19 protein-coding genes and 1 pseudogene are annotated in these 19915 nt (G+C 59.3%); 6 read left to right on the forward strand and 14 right to left on the reverse strand.

The features are described 5' to 3' along the window. Positions 1-623: cation:dicarboxylate symporter family transporter (locus ACIOZM_RS11670; protein WP_401213549.1), on the reverse strand; the 623-nt coding region annotated here is incomplete at its 3' end. A 253-nt stretch (positions 624-876) separates the two neighbouring features. On the opposite strand from ACIOZM_RS11670, the gene ACIOZM_RS11675 reads away from it, so the two are divergent. Further along, positions 877-1938: a haloacid dehalogenase-like hydrolase gene (locus tag ACIOZM_RS11675; RefSeq protein ID WP_401213755.1), complete on the forward strand. Its 1062-nt coding sequence runs from the start codon at positions 877-879 to the stop codon at positions 1936-1938. Between the two features lie 192 nt (positions 1939-2130). Here ACIOZM_RS11675 and ilvD read toward each other — a convergent pair whose 3' ends face one another. The 6 genes from ilvD to ACIOZM_RS11705 all read right to left on the reverse strand — a co-directional run bounded on the left by ilvD (position 2131) and on the right by ACIOZM_RS11705 (position 9865). Then, a complete protein-coding gene (gene ilvD / locus ACIOZM_RS11680) occupies positions 2131-3972 on the reverse strand; it encodes a dihydroxy-acid dehydratase (RefSeq protein WP_401213551.1) in 1842 nt (613 codons plus the stop codon). A gap of 276 nt (positions 3973-4248) precedes the next feature. Next, on the reverse strand, positions 4249-5460 hold the full coding sequence (locus tag ACIOZM_RS11685) for a multidrug effflux MFS transporter (protein WP_401213553.1): 1212 nt from the start codon (positions 5458-5460) through the stop codon (positions 4249-4251). Continuing rightward, the gene (locus ACIOZM_RS11690) at positions 5453-6430 is read right to left on the reverse strand and encodes a diiron oxygenase (protein WP_401213556.1); all 978 of its coding nucleotides are present in this window, start codon (positions 6428-6430) and stop codon (positions 5453-5455) included. The genes ACIOZM_RS11685 and ACIOZM_RS11690 overlap by 8 nt, the downstream gene beginning before the upstream one ends. Beyond that, positions 6427-7500 (reverse strand): SagB family peptide dehydrogenase, encoded by a 1074-nt coding sequence (locus ACIOZM_RS11695; RefSeq protein WP_401213558.1) that lies wholly within the window; start codon positions 7498-7500, stop codon positions 6427-6429. The genes ACIOZM_RS11690 and ACIOZM_RS11695 overlap by 4 nt, the downstream gene beginning before the upstream one ends. Positions 7501-7945: 445 nt before the next feature. Beyond that, positions 7946-9142, reverse strand: coding sequence for a class I SAM-dependent rRNA methyltransferase (locus ACIOZM_RS11700; protein ID WP_401213560.1), 1197 nt, complete (start codon positions 9140-9142; stop codon positions 7946-7948). 183 nt (positions 9143-9325) lie between these two features. Continuing rightward, positions 9326-9865, reverse strand: coding sequence for a type 1 glutamine amidotransferase domain-containing protein (locus ACIOZM_RS11705; protein ID WP_401213563.1), 540 nt, complete (start codon positions 9863-9865; stop codon positions 9326-9328). Between the two features lie 227 nt (positions 9866-10092). On the opposite strand from ACIOZM_RS11705, the gene ACIOZM_RS11710 reads away from it, so the two are divergent. The 3 genes from ACIOZM_RS11710 to ACIOZM_RS11720 all read left to right on the forward strand — a co-directional run bounded on the left by ACIOZM_RS11710 (position 10093) and on the right by ACIOZM_RS11720 (position 12122). Further along, positions 10093-10905 carry an HDOD domain-containing protein gene (locus ACIOZM_RS11710; RefSeq protein ID WP_401213758.1) on the forward strand — a complete coding sequence of 271 codons (813 nt, stop codon included), beginning with the start codon at positions 10093-10095 and terminating at the stop codon, positions 10903-10905. A gap of 12 nt (positions 10906-10917) precedes the next feature. After that, the gene (mutM, locus tag ACIOZM_RS11715) at positions 10918-11730 is read left to right on the forward strand and encodes a bifunctional DNA-formamidopyrimidine glycosylase/DNA-(apurinic or apyrimidinic site) lyase (RefSeq protein WP_401213565.1); all 813 of its coding nucleotides are present in this window, start codon (positions 10918-10920) and stop codon (positions 11728-11730) included. A gap of 68 nt (positions 11731-11798) precedes the next feature. Then, on the forward strand, positions 11799-12122 hold the full coding sequence (locus tag ACIOZM_RS11720) for a multidrug transporter (protein ID WP_401213568.1): 324 nt from the start codon (positions 11799-11801) through the stop codon (positions 12120-12122). A 131-nt stretch (positions 12123-12253) separates the two neighbouring features. On the opposite strand, the gene ACIOZM_RS11725 is transcribed toward ACIOZM_RS11720, so the two are convergent. From ACIOZM_RS11725 to ACIOZM_RS11745, 5 genes are all read right to left on the reverse strand, one after another. After that, positions 12254-12505: a YfhL family 4Fe-4S dicluster ferredoxin gene (locus tag ACIOZM_RS11725; RefSeq protein ID WP_128873547.1), complete on the reverse strand. Its 252-nt coding sequence runs from the start codon at positions 12503-12505 to the stop codon at positions 12254-12256. Positions 12506-12607: 102 nt separating this feature from the next. Further along, positions 12608-13087, reverse strand: coding sequence for a pantetheine-phosphate adenylyltransferase (gene coaD, locus ACIOZM_RS11730; RefSeq protein WP_003176711.1), 480 nt, complete (start codon positions 13085-13087; stop codon positions 12608-12610). A 115-nt stretch (positions 13088-13202) separates the two neighbouring features. Continuing rightward, positions 13203-14798 carry a GMC family oxidoreductase N-terminal domain-containing protein gene (locus ACIOZM_RS11735; RefSeq protein WP_401213572.1) on the reverse strand — a complete coding sequence of 532 codons (1596 nt, stop codon included), beginning with the start codon at positions 14796-14798 and terminating at the stop codon, positions 13203-13205. A 132-nt stretch (positions 14799-14930) separates the two neighbouring features. Further along, entirely contained in the window at positions 14931-15476 is a 546-nt protein-coding gene (locus ACIOZM_RS11740) for a twin-arginine translocation pathway signal protein (RefSeq protein WP_401213575.1), read from the reverse strand. A gap of 28 nt (positions 15477-15504) precedes the next feature. Then, positions 15505-16935 carry a coniferyl aldehyde dehydrogenase gene (locus ACIOZM_RS11745; RefSeq protein WP_401213578.1) on the reverse strand — a complete coding sequence of 477 codons (1431 nt, stop codon included), beginning with the start codon at positions 16933-16935 and terminating at the stop codon, positions 15505-15507. A gap of 146 nt (positions 16936-17081) precedes the next feature. Here ACIOZM_RS11745 and ACIOZM_RS11750 point away from each other — a divergent pair, with 146 nt between their 5' ends. Further along, entirely contained in the window at positions 17082-17753 is a 672-nt protein-coding gene (locus tag ACIOZM_RS11750; RefSeq protein ID WP_401213581.1) for a TetR/AcrR family transcriptional regulator, read from the forward strand. Positions 17754-17785: 32 nt separating this feature from the next. Continuing rightward, positions 17786-18640, forward strand: a complete 855-nt coding sequence (locus tag ACIOZM_RS11755; RefSeq protein WP_401213583.1) for a sulfurtransferase — start codon at positions 17786-17788, stop codon at positions 18638-18640. Between the two features lie 109 nt (positions 18641-18749). Here ACIOZM_RS11755 and ACIOZM_RS11760 read toward each other — a convergent pair. After that, positions 18750-18839 (reverse strand): annotated as a pseudogene (locus ACIOZM_RS11760) (AraC family transcriptional regulator); the annotation flags it as partial. Positions 18840-18883: 44 nt separating this feature from the next. Then, a complete protein-coding gene (locus ACIOZM_RS11765) occupies positions 18884-19882 on the reverse strand; it encodes a hydrolase (RefSeq protein WP_401213585.1) in 999 nt (332 codons plus the stop codon). Positions 19883-19915: the final 33 nt, after the last annotated feature.

A 19915-nucleotide genomic window follows, 5' to 3' on the forward strand; every position in this document is an offset into this window, starting at 1 on the left:
TCATCCTTGAGCAGTTGCAGCGCGGCAACCCCGAGGAACGCAGCGAAAATCACCACACTGATGATCGACGTCGGCTTGGCCCGGGCCAGATCGGCGAACGGGTTCTGCGGGATGAACGACAGCAGCAATTGCGGCACATTCAGGTCGGCAACCTTGCCGGCGTAGTCGGTCTGAATCGTTTGCAGACGGGCCATTTCCTGAGTGCCGGCGACCAGACCTTCAGCGGTGAGGCCGAACAGATTGGTCAGGCCGATACCGATCAGCGCCGCAATCGCGGTGGTGAACAGCAGGGTGCCAATGGTCAGGAAGCTGATCTTACCCAGGGACGACGCGTTGTGCAGACGCGCCACAGCGCTGAGGATCGAGGCGAACACCAGCGGGATCACGATCATTTGCAGCAACTGCACGTAACCGTTGCCGACCAGATCGAACCAGCCGATCGAGGCTTTCAGCACCGGGTTGCCAGCACCGTAAACGGTATGCAGCGCAACACCGAAGGCAACGCCCAAGGCGAGTGCGAGCAGGACTTTTTTCGCCAGGCTCCACGAGGTATGGCGGGTTTGCGCCAGACCGAAGAGCAGGGCGAGGAACACCAGCAGATTGAGGATCAGCGGCAGATTCATGAAGACTCCGATAAGACTTGTGCCAGCCACATTCTTGGGCAGCTGCGAACCGGCAAGCCTAACAGTTTGATTTCCAATGATTTAATACCGAAAAGGCAGGTCGTCCGTCGTTTTTGGAATAAGCCGATGTCGCTCAGAGGGATGCATCTGGCGCAAAAGGGACGCGCCCGGTCGCTGACAGACGAGGACTGTCACACTTATTTGTTAGCGTCGATCTCTTTGAACCTGTGTCTTTCAATGAGGGAGCATGCCGATGAAGTTCGCACCGAAAATGCTGGCTGTCGCACTGACGTTAGGGCTGGGCTTTGCCGGACAGGCATTCGCCACCGATCTCAAACACTGGCCGGCCGATCAGGCCAAGGCACTGGACGCGATGATCGCGGCCAATGCCAACAAGGGTAACTACGCGGTGTTCGACATGGACAACACCAGTTACCGCTACGACCTGGAGGAGTCGCTGCTGCCGTACATGGAAAACAAGGGCCTGATCACCCGCGACAAGCTCGATCCCTCGCTGAAACTGATGCCGTTCAAGGACACCGCCGACCACAAGGAAAGCCTGTTCAGCTATTACTACCGCCTCTGCGAAGTTGACGACATGGTCTGCTACCCGTGGGTAGCACAGGTGTTTTCGGGCTTTACCCTCACAGAGCTCAAGGGCTACGTCGATGAAATGATGGCTTCTGGCAAAGCGGTGCCGGCCACTTATTACGATGGCGATGTGGTGAAAAACCTCGACGTGCAGCCGCCGAAGATCTTCACCGGGCAAGTCGAGTTGTACAACAAGTTGATGGAAAACGGCATCGAGGTTTATGTGATGACCGCTGCCTCGGAAGAACTGGTGCGCATGGTCGCGGCCGATCCGAAGTATGGCTACAACGTCAAACCGCAGAACGTGATTGGTGTGTCGTTGCTGCTCAAGGATCCCAAGACTGGCGAGCTGACCACGGCCCGCAAGCAGATCACTGCCGGCAAGTATGACGAGAAGGCCAACATGGGCCTCGAACTCACGCCGTACCTGTGGACCCCGGCGACCTGGATGGCCGGCAAACAAGCGGCGATCCTCACCTACATCGACGAATGGAAGAAACCGGTGCTGGTGGGCGGTGATACACCGACCAGCGACGGTTACATGCTGTTCCACAGTGTTGACGTGGCCAAGGGCGGCATCCATTTGTGGGTCAACCGCAAAGACAAATACATGACCCAACTGAATGGCATGATGGCCAAGAACGCTGCGGCCCAGGCGAAGGAAGGTTTGCCGGTGACGGCAGACAAGAACTGGGTGATCGTCAAGCCTGAAGAGATCCAGTAAGACCGAGGTGCTTCAATCGCGGGTAAGCCCGCTCCCACAGGTTTTGAGGGTGAAACATATTTCGTGTGAACCCCATCGATCCTTGTGGGAGTGAGCCTGCTCGCGATGGGGCAGTCATATTTACCCATTGAATCGATCAGGCAAAAAAAGCCCCGCACTTGGCGGGGCATTTTTTTGTCCGGCGGCTAAGGATTACAGGCCGTCGAGCATCGCTTTGTTACGCACCGCGCCCTTGTCGGCGCTGGTGGCCAGCAGGGCATAGGCTTTCAGGGCGGTGGTCACTTTACGTGGACGCACTTCAACCGGTTTCCAGCCTTTCTTGTCCTGTTCGGCACGGCGTGCAGCCATTTCCTCATCGCTGATCAACAGGTTGATCGAACGGTTCGGAATGTCGATCAGGACTTTGTCGCCGTCCTGTACCAGACCGATTGCACCACCGGCAGCCGCTTCTGGCGAAGCGTGACCGATGGACAGGCCCGACGTACCGCCGGAGAAACGACCGTCGGTGAGCAACGCGCAATCTTTGCCCAGGCCTTTGGATTTCAGGTACGAAGTCGGGTAGAGCATTTCCTGCATGCCCGGGCCGCCTTTCGGGCCTTCGTAACGAATGATCACGATGTCGCCGGCCTTCACTTCGTCAGCGAGGATGCCGCGTACGGCGCTGTCCTGACTTTCGAAGATTTTTGCATTGCCTTCGAAGACGTGGATCGACTCATCGACACCAGCGGTTTTCACCACACAGCCGTCCAGAGCGATGTTGCCGTACAGAACGGCCAGGCCACCTTCTTGGGAGTAGGCGTGCTCGAAGCTGCGGATACAGCCGTTTTCACGGTCGTCGTCGAGACTTTCCCAGCGGGTCGACTGGCTGAACGCGGTCTGGGTCGGAATGCCCCCCGGGCCAGCCTTGAAGAAGTGATGCACAGCTTCGTCGGTGGTCTGGGTGATGTCCCACTTGGCGATGGCTTCTTCCATGCTGCGGCTGTGTACAGTCGGCAGGTCGGTGTGCAGCAGGCCGCCACGGGCGAGCGAACCGAGGATGCTGAAAATGCCGCCAGCGCGGTGCACGTCTTCCATGTGGTACTTCTGGATGTTCGGCGCAACTTTGCACAACTGTGGAACGGTGCGCGAGAGACGGTCGATATCGCGCAGGTCGAAATCGATTTCCGCCTCTTGGGCGGCAGCCAGCAGGTGCAGGATGGTGTTGGTCGAACCGCCCATGGCGATGTCGAGCATCATCGCGTTCTCGAACGCCTTGAAGTTGGCGATGTTGCGCGGCAGCACCGACTCGTCGTTCTCGGTGTAGTAACGCTTGCACAGCTCGACGATGGTGCGGCCGGCCTGCAGGAACAGCTGCTCGCGGTCGCTGTGGGTGGCGAGGGTCGAACCGTTGCCCGGCAGTGCGAGGCCCAGTGCTTCGGTCAGGCAGTTCATCGAGTTGGCGGTGAACATGCCGGAGCACGAACCGCAGGTCGGGCACGCGCTGCGCTCGTACTCAGCGACTTTCTCGTCAGAAGCGCTGGAGTCGGCGGCGATCACCATGGCGTCGACAAGGTCGAGGCCGTGGGCAGCGAGTTTGGTCTTGCCGGCTTCCATCGGGCCGCCGGAAACGAAAATCACCGGAATGTTCAGACGCAGGGCTGCCATCAGCATGCCCGGGGTGATCTTGTCGCAGTTGGAGATGCACACAATCGCGTCGGCGCAGTGGGCGTTGACCATGTACTCGACGGAGTCGGCAATGATCTCGCGGCTCGGCAGCGAATAGAGCATGCCGTCGTGGCCCATGGCGATGCCGTCATCCACGGCGATGGTGTTGAATTCTTTCGCTACGCCACCGGCACGTTCGATTTCACGGGCAACCAGTTGACCGAGGTCTTTCAGGTGCACATGGCCCGGAACGAACTGGGTGAAGGAGTTGGCAATGGCGATGATCGGCTTTTTGAAGTCGTCATCTTTCATCCCGGTGGCGCGCCACAGTGCGCGGGCGCCGGCCATGTTGCGGCCGTGGGTGGATGTTTTCGAGCGGTAATCTGGCATGGAACACTCCGGGCGGCTAATCAGGTATCAAAGGGGAGTGAGCTTCTATTGACGTCTGGAACACTCAGAAATAGCCGTGTGTCCGGAAGTTGCCGATGACTTTGCGGGATCGCCGCTTGCCTCAGCCTGAGCTCATAAACCCGCCGGGGGATGAATGGCGATGAATCTGCCGATTCTACACCGCTGGCGTCTGGAGGGAATGGCGCAAAACGTTGTTCCAGTGCCGACGGTGGGTATTGGATGACGACCGGCAGCTTCAATCACCGCCCGGCTGCGCTATCGGACTGGCCTCGACAGTTTTGCTCGACGGCTGATCCGGCTATTTAGTGTCAGCGTCACGCAACTGAGCAGGACGAAGCAGTAACCGAGCGTCGATTGCAGGTTGGTCGGGCTGAGGCTGATCAGCGCACTGATCAATCCGCCACAAATGAAGATGATCGTGCTGCCAGCCGAGGCCGAGGTACCGGCAATCTCGGGAAACAGGCTCATAGCCCGAGAGGTGGCAGCAGGGCGGGCAATGGTGGTGCCGGCGGTGCAGATCAACATTGGCACCAGTACCGTGGCCGGGCTCAGCGCAAAATACTTCGACAGATACAGCATTACCAGCCCGGCCAGGAGGATCAGGCTCAGCCCGGTAATGATCTGCTGGCCGGGGGTGATTCGTCGGCTCAGCACTGTGGCGGCGACACCTCCGACGATATAGGCTGCGCCGTAAATCAACAGGATCAGCGAAAAGTCATAAGCCGAGAGTTGCAGGCGTTCCATGAAGATCAGCGGCGAGATGACGATGAACGAGAAGTGGCAAGCGAAGGCAAAGGCTGAAATCAGCCAATAACCGACGAAATCGAAATTCCCCAGTACTCGTCGATAGGCGCCCAGGAAGTTAAGCGTATTGCTGCTGGTGGCCGGGCGGGTGTTCTCCAGAAACAGCCAGGCCTTGATTAGCACCACGGTAGCCAGTGCAGTAAACAGCCAGAAACTGCCGCGCCAGCCGAGGGTGGCTTGCAGAAAGGTGCCGGCCAACGGCGACACCGAGATGAAAATCCCGGTAGCCGTGACCATCAGGATGCGCAGGCGATCACGCTCCTCACCCTCGAACAGGTCCTGGACCAGGGCCTGGGACAATACGAAGCAGCCGCAACCGAGTGCCTGCAACACGCGAAACATCAGGAACAACGAGTAGTCGCTGGTCATCACGCAACCGAGCGCACCGAGCATCGACACGCTCATGCCGGCAAGCAGCAGCCCTTTGCGGCCGATGACGTCGGAAAGCGGTCCGATCAGCAATTGAGCAAAGGCGATGCCGACGGCGAACAGGCTGATCGACAGCGCAATATCCGCCGGGGTGCGCCCGAAGTGCGCGGCCAACGCCGGGAACGAAGGAAGCAGAACGTCGAGTGGAAAAACGCCCAGGAGCACCATCGCCAACAAGAGGCTCACAGCCCCACGTCGTTGCCGGGCGGTCACCACTGTTCTTCCTTCATTCATCGATCAGTCCTGCCCTGGCGAAAAGTTTCAGGTTGTTGGGTAGTGCGAAGAATCCGGCTTTGCTTAGCGCATCCAGAGTAGCGACGGCCCCGTTTCTGGCTCGCTGGCGTCGGGCCCCAACGCTGGTCGCGCTGTCGAGTATTTCGCAGATGGCGCTGTCGGCAATCCTGGCGCCGCGCAAGCTCTGTTTCAACCAGCGCTCATCGACTTCGAAGAACGTTACGATGATATCCAGCAGGGTTCTGGCAGCGAACACTCGCTGGCGACCGTTCAGGGTCAACCAGAGGTAGTGGAACACTTCAGAAAAGTAGCGGCTGTGGCGGGCCTCGTCAGCGAGGTGGTCGCGCAACATGTCACTTACGCTGCTCACCAGACTTTCCCGGCAGACGTCGAGTAGCTCACGGGCAATGATGGTTTCCGAGACGAAGCCGAGCAGAAACCATGCCAGTGGTCGGCTGTTTTCGGGCGTGCGGGCGATCAATGCGTTCAGTCGGGTGATGCGCAGAGGCATCACCGGACGCTCGGCGATGGCATAAAGCTTGGCGATCTGCTCGGCGAGTCGGTTGGAAAACAGCGCGTGATAACCCTCGTCCGTGTAGAGCTGGAGTGCGGCATTTTTCATTCGCGGGGGAACGTATGCGGGCAACTCGCCGTGAATGATGGTTTCGACGGCGCGGTTGACGATGCGGTGTTCGAGCAACGTGGTGTAGTCGAGAAAATGCACCAGATGACAAGCTGACAGGCGATGCATGACGTCGGTGCCAGCCGCTTCGATGGCCGGATGGGCCAGGTACGGCAGGAATGCCGGCGGGAACCAGAAGCGGGTCAGCAGTTGTTGCTGCACGTCGGGCGGCAATTGGTAGTCGTGATGGCTGGTGCGAACGGTGGCGTGATTGTTCCAGTCGCCCAAAGTGAACTGAAGCGACCAGGACAGCGGTTTTTCATCGAGGCCGGTAGTAAGTGCCTTCATGGCGAAGGCTCCTGTAACAGGTCCTGCATTTCCTGGCACATCGCTCGCCCGTCGCTCGCACCACAACCGACGAAGAACAACGGCTGTTCTGCGCTGTTTTCGATCTTCAGCAGAGCTTCGACCTGGCTGTCGGCAAACGCTCCGGTCAGCCAGGTATTAAGGCCCAGTGTTGTCGCCACCAGTTGAAAGGATTGCGACAGGTGGCCGGCCTCGACGAACGCCATCCGGTAGGCCCGCGAGTGTTCGTATTTCCACCAGAGCTTGTCGAATCGCGCGGTGATGAACAGTCCCAGCGGCAGGTTGTTGATGAAGTGCTGGCCGGCCAACAGATTGCCGAGTGCCGGTTCGGGTAGCGGGTTCACTGAACTCAGGGCGTGCTCTGCCGGGTGATAGGCGTAAATACCAGGCTCGAGACCGGTGACGTTCTGCACCAGAAGAAAGCCTTCGCACGCGTTGAGGCCACCACCGGAAGGGCTGCTGCGTCGGGCGTCGAGACCGTGGGCGATGCTGGAGTCGCGATCGTTTTTACGTTCGTGGAGATAACCGAGGGTCAGATACAACAAGGTGGCAACGTCATCGAGATTGATCGCTGCGCCATTGAACGAGCGACAGGTTTTGCGCTGGAGCAATGCGTTGTTCAGGCTGTCGTCAGTCAATGCGAATGGTTTGGGCAGGGGAATTCGCTGGGCATCATCCTGAAGCGGACGTTCTTGCTCGGGAGCCGGAGTGGTCAGTACTTCATTGCAATGCTGGAGATATTGTCTGGACCACTCATGGATATCTTGAGGTGTATGTTCGCAGGGAATGTTCTGAGTGCCGATATGATAAATTTTCGACAGTTCATCCCAACCCCATTGCGGGTTGTCTAGTTTTGTAATGGTTAGTATTCCCGCATTTAATAGTTGTATGTCTATTATGTTGCGGCTGTCGAATGTGTCGGGGTTGTTTATAAGTTTGGCAAGGCGTGACGCGTAATTGACATCAAGTTCATGTTGGACATGATCTTTGTAGTTCCAGACTATTTGTCCGGGTGTGCGCGGCAATATAAACAGAAAAGGATTGATGTGCATATGGGTCGGCTCGCTCTGGTTACAGTCGGGCGGACGCTGGAGGGCCGGCACTCCCCAGCGTCCTGACTTACTTAACGGGCTTTAGGGGCAACCAGAAAAGCCAGGTTTGCGATTTTGTTAGCTTCCAGAGTAATTGCTTTCATAGTGTGAACTCCTTGTTCATCAATTGTGGGTGCCACCTCGTGGTGACAACTCAATAATAGTTTGTAATGGATTTATGGCAAGCGATTATCAAGTAGGAAAAATCCAGTAATTTTGTCGGAGTGGTCGCTCGAGCAAATTCGGATTGTAAGTTATATGGCGACAAATTAAATGTGCAGAGAAATTTCCTGCATATATATAGGAAGGTATTTGTAGGAAGAGGAAGAAAACAGCAGTGAATCCGGCGACATTGCATCACCAGACAGCAAACGGGGAGCCCGTGGGCTCCCCGTTTTCAGGCCAATCAGCTGTTTGGCAGCAGACGGCAGGTGATGCTCTTGATGTAGCGGGTTTCGGCGATGGCCGGGTGCACCGGGTGATCCGGGCCCTGACCGCCACGCTCCAGCAGCTGGATATTGCGGTCCAGGTGACGGGCGCTGGTCAGCAGGATGTTCTGCAGATCGTCTTCCGGCAGGTGCATGGAGCACGAAGCGCTGAACAGGATGCCGTCCTTGTTGAGCAGGCGCATGGCCTGTTCGTTCAGGCGACGGTAAGCGCCTTCGCCGTTCTTCAGGTCTTTCTTGCGTTTGATGAATGCAGGCGGATCGGCAACGATCACGTCGAAGCGCTCTTCGCTGGCCTTGAGTTCTTTCAGGGCTTCGAACACGTCGCCTTCAATGCAGGTCATTTTTTCAGCGAAGCCGTTCAGCGCGGCGTTGCGCTCGACGCCGTCGAGGGCGAAGGCCGAGGCATCGACGCAGAACACTTCACTGGCGCCGAATGCGGCAGCCTGCACGCCCCAGCCACCGATGTAGCTGTACAGGTCGAGCACGCGCTTGCCTTTGGCGTAAGGTGCCAGACGGGCGCGGTTCATGCGGTGATCGTAGAACCAACCGGTTTTCTGGCCCTGAATCACCGGTGCTTCGAACTTCACGCCGTTCTCTTCCAGTGCAACCCACTCCGGCACCAGGCCGAACACGGTTTCGACGTAGCGGTTGAGGCCTTCGGCATCACGGGCAGCGGAGTCGTTCTTGAACAGAATGCCGCTCGGCTTGAGCACTTGGGTCAGTGCGGCGATCACGTCTTCTTTATGCGCTTCCATGGTCGCCGAAGCGATCTGCACCACCAGGATGTCGCCGAAACGGTCAACCACCAGACCTGGCAGCAGGTCGGAATCGCCGTAGACCAGACGATAGAACGGCTTGTCGAACAGGCGATCACGCAGCGACAGGGCAACGTTCAGGCGATGCACCAGCAGCGACTTGTCCAGCGGCAGCTTGATGTCGCGCGACAGCAGACGGGCGCAGATCAGGTTGTTCGGGCTCATCGCGACGATGCCCAGCGGCTTGCCGCCGGCAGCTTCGAGGATGGCCTGATCGCCGGCCTTGAAGCCGTTCAGAGGGGTGGCGGCAACGTCGATTTCGTTGCTGTAGACCCACAAGTGGCCGTTTCGCAGGCGTCGGTCGGCGTTGGCTTTGAGGCGCAGGCTAGGCAGGGACATGACGTCGCTCCGGAAAAAAGAGCGGGAGTATAGCGTGTTGTACTGCCCGATTGGCTGGCGAGTGGACATGTGGCTGTTGGATACACAGGACGCCTGCGCTGGGGGGCTATACAGAGGCCCTGTGGTGAGGGGATAAAAATCCCCTCACCACAATAGATCAGTGGGAGTGGTGCCTGTGCGGGGTCAGGCTGACAGGGCGGTGATCAGTTCGCGGCTGAACGCCGGAATATCATCCGGGTTTCGACTGCTGATCAGGTTGCCGTCCTTGACCACTTCTTTATCCACCCAGTGCGCACCGGCATTCACCAGATCATCCTTGACCGTTTTATAGCTGGTCATGGTCTTGCCATTGACCAGTCCCGAAGAAATCAGCAACCAACTGCCATGGCAAATCACCGCGATGGGCTTGCCGGCGGACGCACCGGTCTTGACCAGATGCTGGGCATTCTGGTCGATGCGGATGGTGTCGGAGTTCTGCACGCCGCCGGGCAACACCACGGCATCGTACTGCTCGATGCTGGCGGCCTGGAAAGTCTGGTCTACCTTGAAGTCGTCCGCCGGTTTGTCGTGGTTCCAGCCTTTGACCTTGCCGGCTTCGGCCGAGAGGATGTCGACCTGTGCACCAGCCTGCTCCAGCGCTTGCTTGGGGCCAGTCAATTCAACCTGTTCGAAACCATCGGTTACCAAAAAAGCGACACGTTTGCCGTTGAGGGAAGTGGCCATCTATAAGCTCCTGAGTCTGCGGGATTTGCCGTCGCACGGAACTGAATTCAACCGTTCGGCATTACAGATTCCGAAGCCGGCGCGTGAATGAAAGTTCCTGACAATTGCCCACTGGTATGTCGTCCTGCAGTTTTTAGAGGTTAGAATCCCCGCCTGTCCCAGAGTGTGTACTTATGTCCCAAGAGCTGACCACCGAACAGATTCAACAGTCCCTGCAAGGCATCAGCGTGCCGGCGCAGCCGCAGATCATGGTGGATCTGCAAATGGAGCAGTACATGCCCGACCCGGATCTGGAGGTGATCGCCAAATTGATCGCCCAAGACCCTGGCCTGTCCGGCTCGTTGCTGAAAATCGTCAACTCGCCGTATTACGGCCTGAGCAACAAGATCACCTCGATTCAGCGCGCAGTGAATCTGCTGGGCAGCCGCTCGATCATCAACCTGATCAACGCGCAGTCGATCAAGGGCGAGATGAACGACGACACCATCGTCACGCTCAATCGTTTCTGGGACACCGCTCAAGACGTCGCGATGACCTGCCTGACGCTGGCCAAACGCATCGGCACTCAGGCTGGCGATGAAGCCTACGCCTTGGGTCTGTTCCACGATTGCGGCGTGCCGTTGATGCTGCAGCGCTTCCCCAACTATATGTCGGTGCTGGAACAGGCTTACGCCAATGCCAGTCCTGAATGCCGAGTGGTCGATACCGAAAACCGTGAGTTCAACACCAACCATGCGGTGGTCGGCTACTACACGGCCAAGTCGTGGCGCCTGCCGGAGCATGTGAGTGCGGCTATCGCCAATCACCACAACGCGCTGGCGATCTTCACTGACGAGTCGTCGCGCAACAGCCAGTTGAAAAAACTGCTGGCGATTCTGAAAATGGCCGAGCACATCTGCGCGTCGTACCGAGTGCTGGGCAACCAGACCGAAGATTTCGAGTGGAACGCGGTCGGGCCGCTGGTCCTTGATTATGTTGGTCTGTCGGACTACGACTTCGAAACGCTCAAACAAACGATCCGCGACCTCGGCGCGCATTGATTCGAGGACGCCATGCCTGAACTGCCGGAAGTCGAAACCACCCGTCGGGGCATCGCCCCGCATCTGGAAGGCCAGCGCGTCAGCCGGGTGGTCGTGCGCGAGCGACGGTTGCGCTGGCCGATTCCCGAAGACCTCGATGTGCGCCTGTCCGGGCAGCGCATCGTGCTGGTCGAGCGGCGAGCCAAGTATCTGTTGATCAACGCCGAAGTCGGTACCTTGATCAGTCACTTGGGCATGTCGGGCAATCTGCGGCTGGTGGAAGTCGGGTTGCCGGCGCTCAAGCATGAGCATGTCGATATCGAACTGGAGTCGGGACTGGCCCTGCGCTACACCGATCCACGGCGTTTCGGCGCGATGCTCTGGAGTACCGATCCGCTCAATCACGAATTGCTGATTCGCCTCGGGCCGGAGCCGTTGACCGATCTGTTCGATGGCGAGCGCTTGTTTCAGTTGTCACGTGGGCGTTCGATGGCGGTCAAGCCGTTCATCATGGACAACGCGGTGGTGGTGGGCGTCGGCAACATTTATGCGACCGAAGCGCTGTTCGCTGCCGGCATCGACCCGCGCCGTGAGGCCAAGAGCATTTCCCGGGCGCGTTATCTGAAACTGGCAATCGAGATCAAACGCATCCTCGCCGCGGCTATCGAGCGTGGCGGCACCACGTTGCGCGACTTTATTGGTGGCGACGGTCAGCCGGGGTATTTCCAGCAGGAACTGTTTGTCTACGGTCGTGGCAACGAACACTGCAAGGTCTGCGGCACCGGCCTGCGGGAAGTGAAGCTGGGTCAGCGCTCCAGTGTGTTCTGCCCGCGCTGCCAAAGTTAGGCAGGAAGTCGAAAAAGTCCTACGGTCTATAGTGAGTTGTCTCACTGTTCAGCCCGAAGGATCGTGCCATGAAATCCTTGCAAGTCCTGCTTGTCGCACTGCTGCTGTGTTCCAGTCTGCCCGCCCGGGCCACGGAAAGCGGCAGCGGTGATCCGCGCTACACCATTCAGAATCCCCCTGCCTACGCGATGATCGGCGATCTGCTGATTGCCCGACCTTTATTGGTGGTGGCGACGGTGATTGGTGCAGGGGTGTTCGTGGTGTCGCTACCATTTACCGCGCTGGGCGGCGGCGTCGGGGATGCGGGGCAGGCGTTGGTGGTCGATCCGGCGAAAGCGGCGTTTGTGCGGTGTCTGGGGTGTACGGGGGAGGGGTTTGAGCAGCGGGAGTGAGCTGATCTGAATAATGCAGTGATGCTGAGGCCTCATCGCCAGCAGGCTGGCTCCCACAAGGGATTGTGATCGGCACAAATCCCCTGTGGGAGCCAGCCTGCTGGCGATAGGACTAATAAGCGAAGATAGACTCAGGCCTTGCCAGTAATCTTGTGGTACTTCTCCATCAACTGCTCTTCAGTCTCCGGATGCGCCTCGTCCAGCGGGATGCAATCCACCGGGCAGACCTGTTGGCACTGCGGTTCGTCGTAGTGGCCGACGCACTGGGTGCACAGGTTCGGGTCGATCACGTAGATCTCTTCGCCCTGGGAAATGGCGGCGTTCGGGCACTCGGGTTCGCAGACGTCGCAGTTGATGCAATCGTCGGTGATGATCAGGGACATGCTAACTCCAGCCGGGGCGGCAGGCCCGGGCGCTATAAATCAATGCGCGCAATTGTGCCGCATTGGCGCCCGTAGTGCACGCGGGCGCCGTTTGAACGGTCGTTACTTCTTGAAGCGCAGGGTCAACGCGTCGGCCACGGCCGGGTGGACGAATTTGGTGATATCGCCGCCCAGAGCTGCGATTTCCCGCACCAGCGTCGAGGAAATGAACGAATAACGCTCGGACGGCGTGAGGAACAGGCTCTCGACATCCGGTGCCAGTTGGCGATTCATGTTCGCCAACTGGAACTCGTATTCGAAGTCCGACACCGCTCGCAGGCCACGCAGGAACACGTTGGCGTTCTGCTCTTTGGCGAAATGCGCCAGCAGTGTCGAGAAGCCGACCACTTCGACGTTCGGCAGGTGTTTGGTCACTTCGCGAGCCAGTTCAACCCGTTGTTCCAGCGGGAACAGCGGGTTTTTCTTCGGGCTGGCGGCGACAGCAATGATCACGTGATCGAACAGGCGCGAGGCGCGTTCGACCAGATCGCCATGGCCCTTGGTAATAGGGTCGAAGGTACCTGGGTACAACACTCGGTTCATCGCGTCGTCCTGGCGGGAGTCCGTTGGGGAGTCGGATGGTATCGCAGCCGTCCCGGTCGGCCAAGTCGCCTGTTGGGTAAGAAAGCACTATAGACGAGACGAATAATCGGTTTTTTCACGGATTTCTCAGTCGATCGACGAGGGATGTCGCCAGTTGCGCGGTCAGGCCATACACCGACAATTGCGGGTTGGCGCCGATGCTGGTGGGGAACAGCGAGCCGTCGTGAATCGACAGATTATTCAGTTGATGATGACGACCCAGGCTGTCGGTGACCGCAGTTTTCGGGTCTTCGCCCATCGCGCAACCGCCCATGACGTGAGCGCTGCCCAGCCGGGTACGATACAACTCAAGGCTCAGACCGTCGATCAGCGAGCGCGCTTCGGCCAGGCTGTTCACGTAGCGCGCATCGGCGTGCATCGGCATCACCGATTTGGCACCACCGGCAAACTGAATCTCGGCCATGCTGTGGAACGCCCGGCGCAGACCTTCCCAAGCGTAGGGCGAGACCTGATAGTCGAGCACCGGCGAACCATCACCACGCAATTCGACGCTGCCGCCTGGGCTGTCCGGGTGAAAGCCGTCGCGCAGCAACGCGAGCATGGCATGGGTGTGCGGCAGATCGGCCATGTGCTCGGCGTTCTGCTGGCCAAAACCGCCGAGCAGCGTTGCCGCCAGCGCCGGTTGCAACGGCGGCACTTCGAGTTTGTAGCCCATCGGCCCGGTGGTGCCGTCCTTCCACTGGAAATAGTCCGAGTAAATTGACTGCGGCGCGCCGTAGAACGGGTTGACCACTTCTTCGAAACGCCCGGCGGACATATTCACCAGATGCAGAAACGTGCGTTTGCCGAGGCACTTGTGCGGATCGGGAGCATCCGAACGCAACAGCAGCCCCGGGCTGTTGATGCCGCCACCGGCCAGCACGTAATGCCGCGCCTTGACCGTGATGGTGCGGCCGGTTGGCTCGACGCAGCGTTCATCCATCGCCACGCATTGCAGGCCGGTGACCTTGTCGCCATTGAGCAACAGCTTTTCGGCGCGGGCCAGATAGAGCAGTTCGCCACCCTTTTCCAGCGTCGCGGGAATGGTCGTGACCATCATCGATTGCTTGGCGTTGGTCGGGCAGCCCATGCCGCAATAGCCGAGGTTCCAGCAGCCGAGCACGTTACGCGGAATGACGTGCCAGCTATAGCCGAGTTGCTCACAGCCTTTACGGATCACGTCGTTGTTGGCATTGGGCGGAACCATCCAGGGGGCGACGCCGAGACGTTTTTCCATTTTCTCGAACCATGGCGCCATGTCGGCCGGGGCATGACCCTTGACGTTGTGCTCCTTGGCCCAGTGTTCGAGGGTCGGATCGGGAGTGCGAAAGCTCGATGTCCAGTTGATCAGCGTGGTGCCACCGACGGCGCGTCCTTGCAGGATGGTGATCGCACCGTCCTTGCTCATGCGGCCGATGCCTTCCTGATAGAGGCTGCTGTAGGCCTGGTCTTCGAGCATTTTGAAGTCGCTGCTGGTTTTCAGCGGGCCTTCTTCGATCAGCAACACTTTATAGCCAGCGGCGCTGAGGATTTCCGCAGTGGTGCCGCCGCCAGCGCCGCTGCCGATGATTGCCACGTCGGCTTCCAGCGTCAGGTCATTGGTCAGTTGCGCGCCGTTGTAGGTTTTCCAGCCACGGGCGAGGCCTTCGCGGAACGGGTCGGGTACGGGCATGTTCAGGCTCTCTTATTGTTGTCTGGCAGATTGATAGTGCTGCTGTTGGCCTCATCGCGAGCAGGCTCACTCCTACATTTGGAATGCGACCCCTGTGGGAGTGAGCCTGCTCGCGATAGGGGCTCCACTGTTTCAGACGGTGGGTGGGCCGGGGTAGCCGCAATGGGCCCAGGATTCGGCGCGGGTGTACCACGCCATCATCACCATTTGCTGCAGGGAGCTATGGCCCATGCGCAACAGGCTCAGCGAGCTGTTCTGCCAGCGGTCGAGGAAATGCCGCATGGCCTCGGGACTGGCGTTTTCCCAACTGCCCCAGATGCCGGTGAGCGGGCCGCGAGTCACGGCCATGCCGAGTACGTCGAACAGTTGCCGGGTGAGCTTGAGCATTTCCGGCGACAGGTGATTGAGGCTGTAGTCCAAAGACTTCAGCGTTCCGTCGATGGCGGCGGGCATGGCTGTCGCGGCTACCGCGCCATCGAGCATCACTGGAATCAACGCGCGCAAAAACAGCAGATCGCCATCGCGTAACGTGACGAAGCCGTTAGCGGCGATGCTCGACGAACAACCACTAAGGCTAGCGCCAAGCCCGGCAGTGGCAAGAAACGCGGTGGCGCCGAGGCTGAATTTCAGCAGGCCACGGCGCGACAGGGCAGGTGTTTCGGTCAGGCTTGGGTGCATTGTTGTTATTACCCGGCGGTGACGTGCATTAGCGAATGAACAGTTTCTGAATCAGTTTCTGGATCGACGTGCCATACGGCGGATAAATCAGCCTGGCCGCGTTGAAGCGCTGTTTGATCAGTACGCCTTTGGCCTTGCTGAAAGTCAGAAAACCTTCGTGACCGTGGTAATGGCCCATGCCCGAGGCGCCAATGCCGCCGAACGGCATGTCGTCCTGCGCGACGTGCAGCAAGGTGTCGTTCAGGCACACGCCGCCCGAATGGGTTTCGTGCAATACGCGATTCTGCTCACGCTTGTCGTAGCCAAAGTAGTAAAGGGCCAGAGGACGAGGGCGCTGATTGATGTAGGCAAATGCCTGATCCAGATCCTGATACGGCACGATCGGCAGCAACGGGCCGAAGATTTCATCCTGCATTACCGTCATGTCGTCGCTGACATTCAGCAGCAGGCTATGCGGCATGCGCCGGCCCTGTCCTTGATCGAACAGCGGAATCAGCAGCGCGCCCTTGCTGGTGGCGTCGCTGAGATAGCTGTTGAGCCGCGCCAATTGGCGATCGTTGATGATTGCGGTGTAGTCCGGGTTGTCGGCGAGGGTCGGATAAAACCCCTGAACTGCCTGACGATAAGCCTCGACGAACGCGCCGACGCGGTCTTCCGGCACCAGCACGTAATCCGGGGCGACGCAGGTCTGGCCGGCGTTGAGGGTTTTGCCGAAGGCGATGCGTTCGGCAGCGTCTTTCAGCGGTACGTCGCGGGAGACGATGGCCGGCGACTTGCCGCCCAGTTCGAGGGTCACAGGGGTCAGGTTTTCGGCGGCGGCGCGCATCACATGCTTGCCGATGCTGGTGGCGCCGGTGAACAGCAGGTGATCGAAGCGCAGCCGGGAGAACGCCACGCCGACATCGGCTTCACCGAGCACCACGCAGACCAGGTCTTCGGGGAAGATCCGCGCCAGCAACTCCTTGAGCAGCAGGCCGGTGGCGGGGGTCGATTCGCTGAGCTTGAGCATCACCCGATTGCCCGCCGAAAGGGCACCGACCAGCGGGCCGATGGCAAGAAACAGCGGGTAGTTCCACGGCACGATGACGCCGACCACGCCCAGCGGCTGGTACACCACTTTTGCCGCAGCAGGCTGAAACGCGACGCCGACTTTGCGCCGCGAGGGCTTCATCCACTGTTTGATGTGGCGGCTGGCGTAATGAATGCCGTGCAAGCTCGGCATCAGCTCGGCCAGCAGGGTTTCATCAGCGCTGCGGTGGCTGAAATCGGTGCTGATTGCTTCGATCAAGGCCTGACGTTCATTGCTCAACAGATCGCGCAACGCCTTGAGCCATTGCTGGCGCTGGGCGGCGGGCGGCATCGGGTTGGCGGCGTAAGCGGCGCGCTGGCCGTCGAATAGCCGATTGAGCTCGTCCAACGGCTGTTGAAGCGCCTGCAAGTAGGCAATGTCGGCAGTCATGGTCAGCTCCGGATTTATTGTAGTGAGGAACTTTTTAGAGTCTATGCTCTACAAAGTCAAATGACTTCCTGAACCGGTGCGGTTTTATCCGCTGACCGATAGGTCGTAAGATGCCCGCTATCGCACTCTGAATTTAAGCTCAAGCCATGGCCCCACGGATAAAAACCAGCGAGCGCATCGTGCAGAACAGCCTCGAACTGTTCAATCAGCAGGGCGAACGCAGTATCAGCACCAATCACATCGCGGCCCATATGGAGATTTCTCCGGGCAATCTGTACTACCACTTCCCCAACAAGCAGGCGATTATCGCCGTGCTGTTCAGTGAGTACGAAAGCCTGGTGGACAGCTTCCTGCGCCCGCCTCAGGGTCGTGCTGCCACGGTCGAAGACAAGCGCTACTACCTCAAGGAGCTGCTGTCGGCGATGTGGGGTTATCGCTTTTTGCATCGTGATCTGGAACATTTGCTCGACAGCGATGCGGACCTGGCTGCGCGCTACCGGCGTTTCTCTCAACGTTGCCTGATTCAGGGCACGGCGATCTATGAAGGGTTTGTGGCTGCCGGGATTCTCAAGATGGATCGCGTGCAAATCGAATCCCTGACGCTGAATGCCTGGATCATCCTTACCTCATGGGTAAGGTTTCTGTGCACCACGCGGGAGAATTCCAAACACCTCAGCGAGCAGGCCATTAAACGTGGCGTGTATCAGGTGTTGGTGCTGGAAGCAGGTTTTGTCACCGAGCAGGCCCGCGAAGAGGTCAATGCGTTGTTCGAGGAGTTCTACGTGCCGCTGGCCCAGGCCCTCGAAGAAGTGCAATAAACAATTTCGATGTCGTCCCACAGGAGTCCGCTATGCCGATTGCGCAACTGATCAGCCCGCAAGCGTTGGATGCCCGCAAGGAGCAGCCGGGGCTGGTGATTCTCGATTGTCGTTTTGCCCTCGAAGATCCGGATTACGGTCAGCGCAGCTACGCCGAAGGGCATATTGCCGGGGCGAGCTTCGCCGATCTTGAGCGTGACCTCAGTGGCCCGGTGATCAAGGGCAAGACCGGACGGCATCCGTTGCCCGAGCCAGCCGCGTTGATCGAGCGACTGCAGGCCTGGGGCATCAATGCCGACAGCGAAGTGATTCTGTATGACGACGGCCCCGGCGCTTATGCGGCGCGGGCCTGGTGGTTGCTGGCGTGGCTGGGCAAACGTGATGGCGTGTTCATTCTCGATGGCGGCCTCAAAGCGTGGCATGCGGCGGGCCTGCCGCTGAGCCTCGACGCGCCGAGCGTGTCTCGCGGCAATTTCAGCGGACAACCAGACATGCATCTGTTGCTCAGCGCCGAGCAATTGCACAAGCGCCTCGGCCAACCGACGCTGACCTTGCTTGATGCCCGCGGATTGCCGCGTTTCAAGGGTGAAGTAGAGCCGATCGATCCAATTGCCGGGCACATTCCCGGCGCGCAATGTGCGGCGTTCACTGACAACCTTGGCAGCGACGGACGATTCCTGCCGGCCGATCAGCTCAAACAGCGCTTTGCCGCGAAATTGGGCGATCGCTCGCCGTCGGAACTGGTCGCGTATTGCGGTTCCGGGGTCACGGCTTGCCACAATCTGTTTGCGTTGTGTCTGGCGGGTTATCCGCTGGCCTCGCTGTATGCAGGGTCGTGGAGCGAGTGGATCAACGAGCCGGCCCGAGGCGTCGCCACCGGCGAGTGATCCCCGCAAACTCCCTGTAGGAGTGAGCCTGCTCGCGATGGCGGTTTAACCGTCAATATTGATGTCGACGGACACACTGCTATCGCGAGCAGGCTCACTCCTACAAGGATCATTGGGTATCTTCAGGCGTCCGTCGGGCATTGCGATACGCCGCAGGCCCGACGCCATAAACCTGCTTGAACTGCCGGCTCAGGTGGCTCGGTCTGCCAGAAGCGGATCGACTCGCCCTGATCGCTCATGGCGCTACTCGCGGCCTGAGGCGGCCAGCCATTGCGGGATGCGCCGTTCCAGGTAGTAACCCGGCTGACGGAACGAACCATCGACGAACCCGACATGCCCGCCCCGTGCCTGCAATTCGAACTGCGTCGACGAGGACAGCTCGCTGGCTTGCGGCAGGCTGTGCGGGAACACGAATGGATCGTCCGCCGCCTGAATAATCAGAGTCGGCGTGTGGATCTCGCCGAGGAAGTAGCGGCTCGATGCGCGGCGATAATAATCCTCGGCATCGACAAAGCCATGCAGCGGCGCGGTCACCCGGCCGTCGAAATCCCAGAACGTGCGCATGTTCTCCAGCGAGCCGAGCGCTGCCAGCGCGGCGAGGCCGTCTTCGCGTCCGTCATGCTGGAACTGCCGTTGCTTGTTCTTGATGTAGGCAAGCATCTCGCGCATGAAGTGCGCCTGATAGACCTTGGAAAACCCTTGGCCGATCCGATCCGCGCATTGGTCCAGACGAAACGGCACCGATACCGCGACCGCACCAAGCACACCGCTTTCGCGGCCGGTTTCGCCCAAGTGCTTGAGCAGCACATTACCGCCCAGCGAATAACCGACGGCATACAGCGGCGCCAGTGGTCGCTTGGCGCGCAGGTGTCTGATGGCTTCGGCAAGGTCTTCGCTGGCGCCGGAATGATAGCTGCGCGGCAGCAGATTCGGTTCGCCCGAGCAGCCACGCCAGTTCAACGCGACACTGGCCCAGCCTTGCGCGGCGAGGGCGGCTTGCATCCCGGCGACGTAAGGCGAGTTCGAGGAACCGGTCAGTCCGTGCAATACCAGCACCAAGGGTGCGTCGGCGCTGTGCGGGCCGTGCCAGTCGAGATCGAGGAAATCGCCGTCGTCGAGCCACAGGCGTTCGCGCTCGCGATCAAGGTGCACGGTTTTGCGCCACAGCGGCCCCCACAAGGTTTGCAGGTGCGGATTGCCGAGGCCGAAAGCGGGGGTGAAGCGTTCTGACGAAAGGGACACGATGGTTCTCGATGCAGCAATGTGAGTCAATTT

The sequence above is a fragment of the Pseudomonas sp. NPDC087346 genome, assembly GCF_044744235.1.
Classification (GTDB): Bacteria; Pseudomonadota; Gammaproteobacteria; order Pseudomonadales; family Pseudomonadaceae; genus Aquipseudomonas.